Source organism: Rhodococcus chondri, from assembly GCF_036327435.1.
GTDB lineage: Bacteria > Actinomycetota > Actinomycetes > Mycobacteriales > Mycobacteriaceae > Rhodococcus > Rhodococcus chondri.
On record NZ_JAUZMZ010000056.1, the window covers coordinates 21,114 to 28,853 of the forward strand.

5 protein-coding genes and 2 pseudogenes are annotated in these 7,740 nt (G+C 68.5%); 2 read left to right on the plus strand and 5 right to left on the minus strand.

Annotated elements, in window-relative coordinates:
• The first annotated feature begins 143 nt into the window (after positions 1 to 143).
• Positions 144 to 1,784: an ABC-F family ATP-binding cassette domain-containing protein gene (locus Q8814_RS11880; RefSeq protein WP_330152222.1), complete on the plus strand. Its 1,641-nt coding sequence runs from the start codon at positions 144 to 146 to the stop codon at positions 1,782 to 1,784.
• A 19-nt stretch (positions 1,785 to 1,803) separates the two neighbouring features.
• Here the strand turns inward: Q8814_RS11880 and Q8814_RS11885 are convergent, their stop codons facing one another.
• Together Q8814_RS11885 and Q8814_RS11890 are read right to left on the minus strand one after the other, a co-directional pair.
• Positions 1,804 to 2,964, minus strand: a complete 1,161-nt coding sequence (locus Q8814_RS11885; protein WP_330152223.1) for an iron-containing alcohol dehydrogenase — start codon at positions 2,962 to 2,964, stop codon at positions 1,804 to 1,806.
• Positions 2,961 to 3,344: pseudogene (locus Q8814_RS11890) on the minus strand (MmyB family transcriptional regulator); the annotation flags it as partial. The pseudogene Q8814_RS11890 and the gene Q8814_RS11885, both read right to left, overlap by 4 nt.
• A gap of 78 nt (positions 3,345 to 3,422) precedes the next feature.
• On the opposite strand from Q8814_RS11890, the pseudogene Q8814_RS11900 reads away from it, so the two are divergent.
• Positions 3,423 to 4,720, plus strand: a pseudogene (locus Q8814_RS11900) (benzoate/H(+) symporter BenE family transporter).
• A gap of 52 nt (positions 4,721 to 4,772) precedes the next feature.
• On the opposite strand, the gene Q8814_RS11905 reads toward Q8814_RS11900, so the two are convergent.
• The 3 genes from Q8814_RS11905 to Q8814_RS11915 form a co-directional block, all read right to left on the minus strand.
• Positions 4,773 to 6,083: an alpha-hydroxy-acid oxidizing protein gene (locus Q8814_RS11905; protein ID WP_330152226.1), complete on the minus strand. Its 1,311-nt coding sequence runs from the start codon at positions 6,081 to 6,083 to the stop codon at positions 4,773 to 4,775.
• Positions 6,084 to 6,210: 127 nt separating this feature from the next.
• Positions 6,211 to 7,218, minus strand: a complete 1,008-nt coding sequence (locus tag Q8814_RS11910) for an ABC transporter substrate-binding protein (RefSeq protein WP_330152227.1) — start codon at positions 7,216 to 7,218, stop codon at positions 6,211 to 6,213.
• Positions 7,219 to 7,232: 14 nt separating this feature from the next.
• The coding region (locus Q8814_RS11915) for a LysR family transcriptional regulator substrate-binding protein (RefSeq protein WP_330152228.1) at positions 7,233 to 7,740 on the minus strand (508 nt) is incomplete at its 5' end.

The following is a 7,740-nucleotide window of genomic DNA, read 5'->3' on the forward strand; positions in this document are numbered from 1 at the left end:
GACTGACGACGCCGTCCGCCCCCTCGTGACGTGACCGAGGCCGCGGTCCGAGTTGTGTCCCCCGGCCGATGATCCGGCCGTTCGTCAGAGCACATTTTCGGCCCCACTGTCATGGGACGAGTGTGCCTCCCTCCGGAGGAAACATGCCTACCATCACCCTGCCCCGACGTGCCCGCGCGCAACTCGGCGCGATCGACGTGCACATCGCCCGCGGCGGGCATCCCGTCCTGCAAGGCGTCGACCTGACCGTCGCCCCCGGCTCCCGTATCGGCGTCGTCGGTGAGAACGGACGCGGTAAGTCCACCTTGCTGCATGTTCTCGCCGGTAGCCTCGAGCCCGATTCCGGGTCGGTGCGGCGATTCGGTTCATTCGGTGTCGCCGAACAGGAAACGGCCGTCACGCCGGGCCGTACCGTCGGCGACCTGGTCGACCTCGAGCTCGTCGACGCCCACGCCGCGCTGCGAGCCGTCGACGACAGTGCCGCATCGCTTGCGGAGGATCGGCCGGGCACTGCCGGTGCCTACGCAGAGGCACTCGATATCGCCGAGCAGCTGGACGCGTGGGACGCCGACCGGCGCGTCGACACCGCGCTCGAGGCGCTCGGCGCCGTGACCGACCGGTCCCGGCCCTTGTCCGAGATGTCCGTCGGACAGCGCTATCGGGTGCGCCTGGCAGCGCTGCTCGGCGCGCAGCATGATTTTCTGCTCCTCGACGAGCCGACCAACCACCTCGACGCGACCGGACTCGAGTACCTCACACAGCAGCTGAGACAGACCCGCAGCGGCATCGTGCTCGTCAGCCACGATCGCGCCCTGCTGTCCGACGTGGCGACGTCGATTCTCGATCTGGATCCGAGCCGCGGCGGTCGTCCCCGTCGGTACGGCGGGGGCTACGCAGGCTACCGGGAAGGCCGCCGAGCCGAATATGCCCGCTGGGTCGACGAATACGGGCGTCAGCAGGCCGAGTCGACGCGCTTGGCCGGTGACCTCGAGGACGCTCGGGATCGACTCCTCACCGGGTGGCGCCCCGGCAAGGGGACGGGCAAGCACCAGCGCGCGACGCGGGCACCGGCGCTGGTGCGGTCCGTGCATCGACGCCAGGAGGCACTCGACGAACATGTGATCACGACCCCCGTTCCGCCGCTGCGGTTCTCGATGCCGGCGCTCGGTGCCGAACTGGACAGGCTCGAGCCGGACGTGGCGCTGCTCCACGCCGAGGACGTCACCGTCGCGGGGCGGCTCGGCCGCCCGGTGTCGCTGGCGGTGGCGGCGGGCTCCCGCCTGACCGTGACCGGTCCGAACGGCGCCGGAAAATCGACGCTGCTCGCAGTGCTCGCGCAGGACATCGCGCCGACGACGGGGGTGCTGACCGTCGATCCGGTGGTGCGGGTCGCGTTACTCGCGCAGGAATCATCGCCACCGGCCGGTACGAGGGTCCGGGACGCGTACGACGCGCACCTCGGAATGCTTGTTTCCTCCGGTGCGGTACCCGACGCCGAGGTGGTGCAGCTCGAGGAACTGGGCCTGTTCGCGGAGGCGGACCTGGACAAGCGGGTCCGGGACCTGTCGATGGGACAGCAGCGCCGGCTCGATCTCGCGATGGTTCTCGCGACCCGGCCGCACGTGTTGCTGCTCGACGAGCCGACGAACCATTTGTCGATCACGCTGGTCGACGAGCTGACCGACGCCCTGGGGGCAACCGATGCCGCAGTGGTGCTCGCGACGCACGACCGTCAGCTGCGTCGTGATGTCGATCGGTGGCGGCAGCTGGAGCTGGGTACGTGACGGAACTCGTTATCGGTGCTCAGCCGTAGACCTGCGCGTAGAGGTCGCGGATCTCGGCGTCACTCGGCACGACCGGATTGTTGTTCGGCGACCCCGATGCCAGAGCCTGCTGCGCCATGAGCGGGATCATCTCGTCCCAGCGGGCCCGGTCGATGCCGTACGTCTTGGGGGTGGGCACCTCCACGTCCCGGCACAGCTCGCGCAGCGCCACGACCAGGTTGTTCGCGGCGGTGGTGTCGTCATCGCCGCTGGTGGCGACACCCAGGGCGCGAGCGCAGTCGGCGTACCGGGACTCGGCGGCCGTGACAGAGAAGGCGGTCACGGCGGGGAAAAGCATGGCGTTCGACAGGCCGTGCGCGACGTGAAAGTGGGCACCGATGGGCCGGCTCATGCCGTGCACGAGCGCGACCGACGAATTGGAGAACGCGATCCCGGCCTGGGTGGCCGCCAGCATCATCTGCTCGCGCGCGTCGGCGTCCGAGCCGTCTGTGTATGCGCGGCGCAGCGACCGGCCGATGGTGCCGATGGCGACGAGGGCGAGACTGTCGGAGAACGGATTCGATTTCCGGCTGACGTACGCCTCGATCGCGTGGGTGAGAGCGTCGACGCCGGTGTCGGCGGTCAATCGCGGTGGCATCGACAAAGTCAGTTCATAGTCGATCACCGCGGCGACCGGCAGGAACGCCAGGCCGGGGCAGAGCATCTTCTCGTCGCTGAGGCTGTCGGTGATGACCGTGAACTGGGTTGCCTCCGAACCGCTTCCCGCGGTGGTGGGGACGGCGATGATCGGCAGGGCCGGACCGGCGTTGATGCGTGGCGCCTTGTAGTCGCGCATCGACTCGCCCTGACGGCCGAGGATTCCCAGGGCCTTGGCGGTGTCCATCGGGCTGCCACCCCCGAATCCGATCACCGTGTCGGCGTCGTGCTCGGTGAGTGCGGCGAGCCCCGCGTCGAGCGAGTCGGTGGTCGGGTCCGGCACGGTGTCGGCGAACAGCCGGGGCGTGGTACCGGCGGCTTCGAGGTTGTCGAGCATCCGCTGGGCGGCGCCGGTGCCGACCTGGAAGGCGTCGGTGACCACGAGCGGGCGGGACAAACCGAGGCTTTGGACGACGTCGCCGATCTCTCGGACGGCTCCGCCTCCGATGCGCATGATGCGCGGCAGCGCGATGGATGCAGTCATGGTCGGGATCCTCTCATCGGACCGGTTGCCGTGGGCGATCCGGCGAGGAGGCGCAGTCTGGCTTCGGATTCGGAGCCGGGTTCGGTGGTATAGACGAACAGGGTCTGATCGGCTTCCCCGGTCACTTCGAGAGCCTCGTAGTACACGTCGATGCGGCCGACGAGCGGGTGGTCGAGTCGTTTGATGCCGTCGCGACGTTCGATCACCCGATGGTCGGCCCACCAGGTGCGGAACTCCTCACTGTGCGCAGACAGGTCGCCGACGAGTTGCGCGAGCAGGGGATCTCCGGGGTGCCGGCCGGCGTCCAGTCGCAGGGTGCCGACCATGGAGGACGCGGTCTTCTCCCAATCCACGTAGCGCCGCCGGGCCTCCTCGTCGAGGAAGGCCCAGCGGGGCCCCCGATACGCGCGAGAGCTTGGTCAACTGGATGAAACAGTTCGTCGAGCCCGGAGCGACCCATGTCTGTCAGTCCACCGCCTGTCACCACGCCCTCGATATCCACGGACGCAGCCGAGCACAGTCCGTTGCTCGAGCGTCCGGAGGTTCGGCCTGCGGGCGTGCGCGATGTTCTGCGCGACCTCGGCGCACAGTACGTGACCAACGGAGTGATCGGGTTCGTCTTCTCCGCGTCCGGCCCGATCGCGGTGACTCTGGCGGTCGGAGCGGCCGGAGGCTTGACCGGGGCTCAGCTCGCATCCTGGGTATCGCGATCTTTCTCGCCGCAGGGCTCGCGACCCTGGTGATGTCGATGGTGTACCGGCAACCGCTCGGATTCGCGTGGTCGATCCCCGGGACCGTGCTGCTGGGTCCGTCGCTGCAGCACTTGTCGTTCCCCGAAGTGGTCGGCGCGTTCTTCACGGCCGGTGTCCTGATCTCCGCCCTCGGACTGACCGGGGTGGTGCGGCGGGCCATGGCGGCGATACCGATGCCGATCGTGATGGCCATGGTTGCGGCGGTGGTCCTGCGCTTCGGAACCGACATCGTCACCTCGACCCGCGACAACCCTGTGGTGGCTGCGCCGATGGTGCTCGCGTTCGTCGTCCTCACCGCGGTTCCGATGCTGGGCCGGTTCCTCCCGCCCGTGCTGGGAGCGCTTGTGGTCGGCGTAGTCGCGGTGCTGGCGAGCGGTCAGTTCACATCCGACGACGCCGACGGTCCGGCCTTCGCGACTCCGGTGTTCACCGCGCCCGAATTCACTTGGGCCGCACAGCTGGAGCTGGTGGTGCCGTTGATCGTCACCGTCCTGATCGTCCAGAACGGCCAGGGCATCGCAGTGCTCAGAGCCTCCGGTCACCGCCCACCGGTCAATGTCTTCGCTGTGTCCTCGGGAGTCTTCTCGGTGCTCAACGCGGGTTTCGGTGCGGTGTCGGCCTGCGTGACCGGTCCGACCAATGCCCTGTTGACGTCCTCCGGTGACAAGAGCCGCCACTACACCGGTGCCGTGGTCTACGGTCTGCTCGCGCTGGTGTGCGCGATGCTGGCCCCGACCCTGACGAAGTTCATGCTCGCCACCCCGGAGGCGTTCGTGCCGGCCCTCGGTGGGATCGCGATGCTCGAGGCCCTTCAACAAGCCTTCGTCACAGCTTTCGCGACCTCGTTCACCCTCGGGTCGCTGGTCACGTTCGTCGTGACGATCGCAGACCTGAACCTGTTCAACATCCATGCCGCGTTCTGGGGCATCCTGATCGGCTACGTCGTCTCCCGGGTGCTCGAACGAGACGATCACGCGCAGTCGGCGGTTCGGCCTGCCGCTTGACGCGTAGACCCGCGCGTAGAGGGCACGGCGGTGGTGGGTATCCAGAAATCCCTTATCGGAACGACGGATCGGCGCGGACGAACCGCTCGTCGATGTCGGCGATCGACCGCGCACCGGTCAGCGCCATGGTGAGGTCGAACTCGGCGATCACGTTACGGATGACTTCTTCCACCCCACGCTGCCCCGCGACCGCCAACCCGTACATGTAGGGCCGGCCGAGCAGCACCGCGTCGGCGCCGAGCGCGAGTGCGACGAATATGTCGGAGCCACTTCGGATTCCACTGTCCAGCAGCAACGTCGGTTCCCGCCCGAGCGCGGCTCTGATCTCGAGCAGCGCGTCGAGCGAGGCGATCGCCCCGTCGATCTGGCGCCCACCGTGGTTGGACACCACGATCGCGTCGGCGCCGAGATCGACGGCGCGGCGCGCATCGTCGGGATGCACAATCCCTTTGAGCACGATCGGCAGCCTCGTACGGTCGCGCAGCGTCGCCAGGTGATCCCAGCTCAAACCCGGATTGGAGTAGATGTCGAGGAACGTCTCCGCGGCGGCGCGCGGTACGGGGGAGCGCAGATTGTCGAGGAACCTGCCCGGATAGTTGCGGGTCATCGAGAGCAGCGTGCGGATCGCCCCCGGCGTGACCTCGGGCCGCTCGGTGACCGTGTTGCGTGCGGTGTCCACCCGCTGCCGGACGATGTCGCGGAACCGCGGATCCGAGGTGTACTGGGCGATGCCCTCGCCCCGCGCGAACGGCAACGAACCGAGGTTCAGGTCCTGTGGACGCCATCCCAGCATCGTCGTATCCAGGGTGACGACGACGGCTTCGGCGCCGCTCGTTTCGGCCCGATGCAGCAGACTGTCTACGAGCCCCTCGTCGGAACTCCAGTACAGCTGGAACCAGTGGGGAGCCGAACCCATCGCGGCAGCGCAGTCCTCCATCGAACTGCAGCCTTGATTGGAGAAGATGTACGGCACCCCGGTCGCGGCGGCGCCCCGCGCGATCGCCAGGTCGCTGTTCCGGGCCATCAACGCGCCCGCACCGACCGGGGCCAGCAGCAGCGGCGACGACAACGACGTGCCCACCACGCTCGTGCGCAGGTCGCGCTCGGTGACGCCGTGCGCCATGCGCGGGACGATCGCCCACCGGTCGAACGCGCGCCGGTTGTTGCGCATCGTGCGTCCCTCACCCGCACCGCCCGCGACGTAGGCCCAGGCCCGTTTCGAACTGGCGCGGCGCGCGGCGCGCTCGAGGTCGCCGAACGACGTCGGCACTGCGGGTCGACGGCCCAGCGCCCCGTCGCGGTAGACGACACCTTGGCGGTCGCGGCCTGGGCCGGCAGTGGAGGGAGCAGCGGTTTCGGTCACGAGTTTGTCCTCTCCCGAGCGCGGTGGTGCACCGATCCTTCCTCACAGCGGTGGTTTGGGTGACGGCTACGACGCACCCCGTCGCCGAACTTGTGGAGGACGCCCTCCGCCGCAGCAGCGCCGCCGCTCAGGCCGCGAGCATCCTCTCGAGGTCGTCGAGCACCAGCATCGCCCCGGTCGGACCGAGGGCGAGGAACCAGGTTTCGTCGCTGACGGGCGTCGCGTGCCCGTCCTCGACGGCCTGGAGTTCGTTCCACAGCGGTCCGCCGACCACGCTCGCCTCGTCGGTCTTGTCCGGCGCTCCGTAGCTGGAGTAGAAGATCCGGTCGCCCGCGGCCTCGCCGATGGTCTCCGGACTCACCTCGACCGCCAGCTCGTCGACGTTCTGCACGGCGGGCCGGGGCAATCCGACATCCTGCAGGATGACACCGATGAACGAGAGATTTCCGTAGAGCCGGATCCTGCCCGACATGAACCGCACCAGCGAGATGGTCGGATCGCCGGGAATGGCTGCCCGCACTTCGTCGGCACGCTTTTGGTAGGCGTTGAGGACCTCGTCGGCCTTGGTTTCCTCACCGATGGTGTCCGCGACCAAGAGGAAGTTCTCTTTCCAGGGGAAGCCGGGCCGGATGCCGAACACCGTCGGGGCGATGGACGAGAGCTGCGGGTACAGCTTGTCGGCCCGCAGCTTGCTACCGAGAATGAGGTCGGGCTGCAGCGCCGCGATCGCTTCGAGGTTCAGGTTGTTGATCGTCCCTACGTCCGCGACCCCGGACAGCTTCTCGGCAAGGTAGGACGGCTGACCCGCCGCGCTCTCGGGGTTCGCCAGCCCGACGGGAGTCAGTCCCAGCGACAGCACGTCGTCGAGTTCGCCGCCGTCGAGGACGATCACCCGCTCGGGCTTGGTCTCGATCACCGTCTCGCCGAGGGCGTGGGTGACGGTGCGGGGGAACACGCCGGGCTCGGCGTCGCTGCCGAGTGCAGCTGTCTCGGTATCGGCGGTGGCGAACAGGCGTCCGCCGGTGGCGACCTCGGTGTTGCCGGAGGAGGAACCGGTGGTGTCGGTGGTGCCGCAGGCGGCCAGGAACACGGTGGCGAGGGCCGCCAGCCCGACGCGGGTCACAAGCTTGTGCATGAGGGAAGGCTAGCCTATGTACTTCGTGAATGCTGGGCGGAGGGATCCGCCTCCGATGCGCGGATCGTGTCGGTCGACGGCACGATCGAGCGGGCAAGCGCGTGCATCAGGAAGTCGAGTTCGGGAGTCGCGGTGGTGCCGCTGCGCACGACCCCGCACACCGGTACCCGCAGCAGGCGGCGCGTATCGCGCATGAAGCGCAGCCCCTTGTGCGGGGTTTCTGCTGCGGTGCTGGCATACAGCACCGTCCACGCGCGCGGGTTGGTGATCACCTCGAGGGTGGCGGTGTGATCGCTCGCGATGGCCGGACCCAGCCGGGCACGCCGTCCGACCTCGACGAAGGCGTCTTCGATCACGCGGTGGAGCAGCACCTGGTTGCTGCGTGGCGGCAGCAACAGCGGGAAGTGGGCGAGTTCGCCCAGGTCGACGGTCGAGAACGCGGACAGCGGGTGTTGGCTCGACGTCACGATCACGAGGTCTTCGACCCCGAGCCGGATCGCCTCGAGTCCGGGACGGTCCACG

What these genes read in the sequence shown, in the direction of transcription:
- Q8814_RS11880 (WP_330152222.1), top strand. Translation starts at nt 144, where the DNA reads ATGCCTACCATCACCCTGCCCCGACGTGCCCGCGCGCAACTCGGCGCG.
- Q8814_RS11885 (WP_330152223.1), bottom strand. Translation starts at nt 2,964, where the DNA reads ATGACTGCATCCATCGCGCTGCCGCGCATCATGCGCATCGGAGGCGGA.
- Q8814_RS11910 (WP_330152227.1), bottom strand. Translation starts at nt 7,218, where the DNA reads ATGCACAAGCTTGTGACCCGCGTCGGGCTGGCGGCCCTCGCCACCGTG.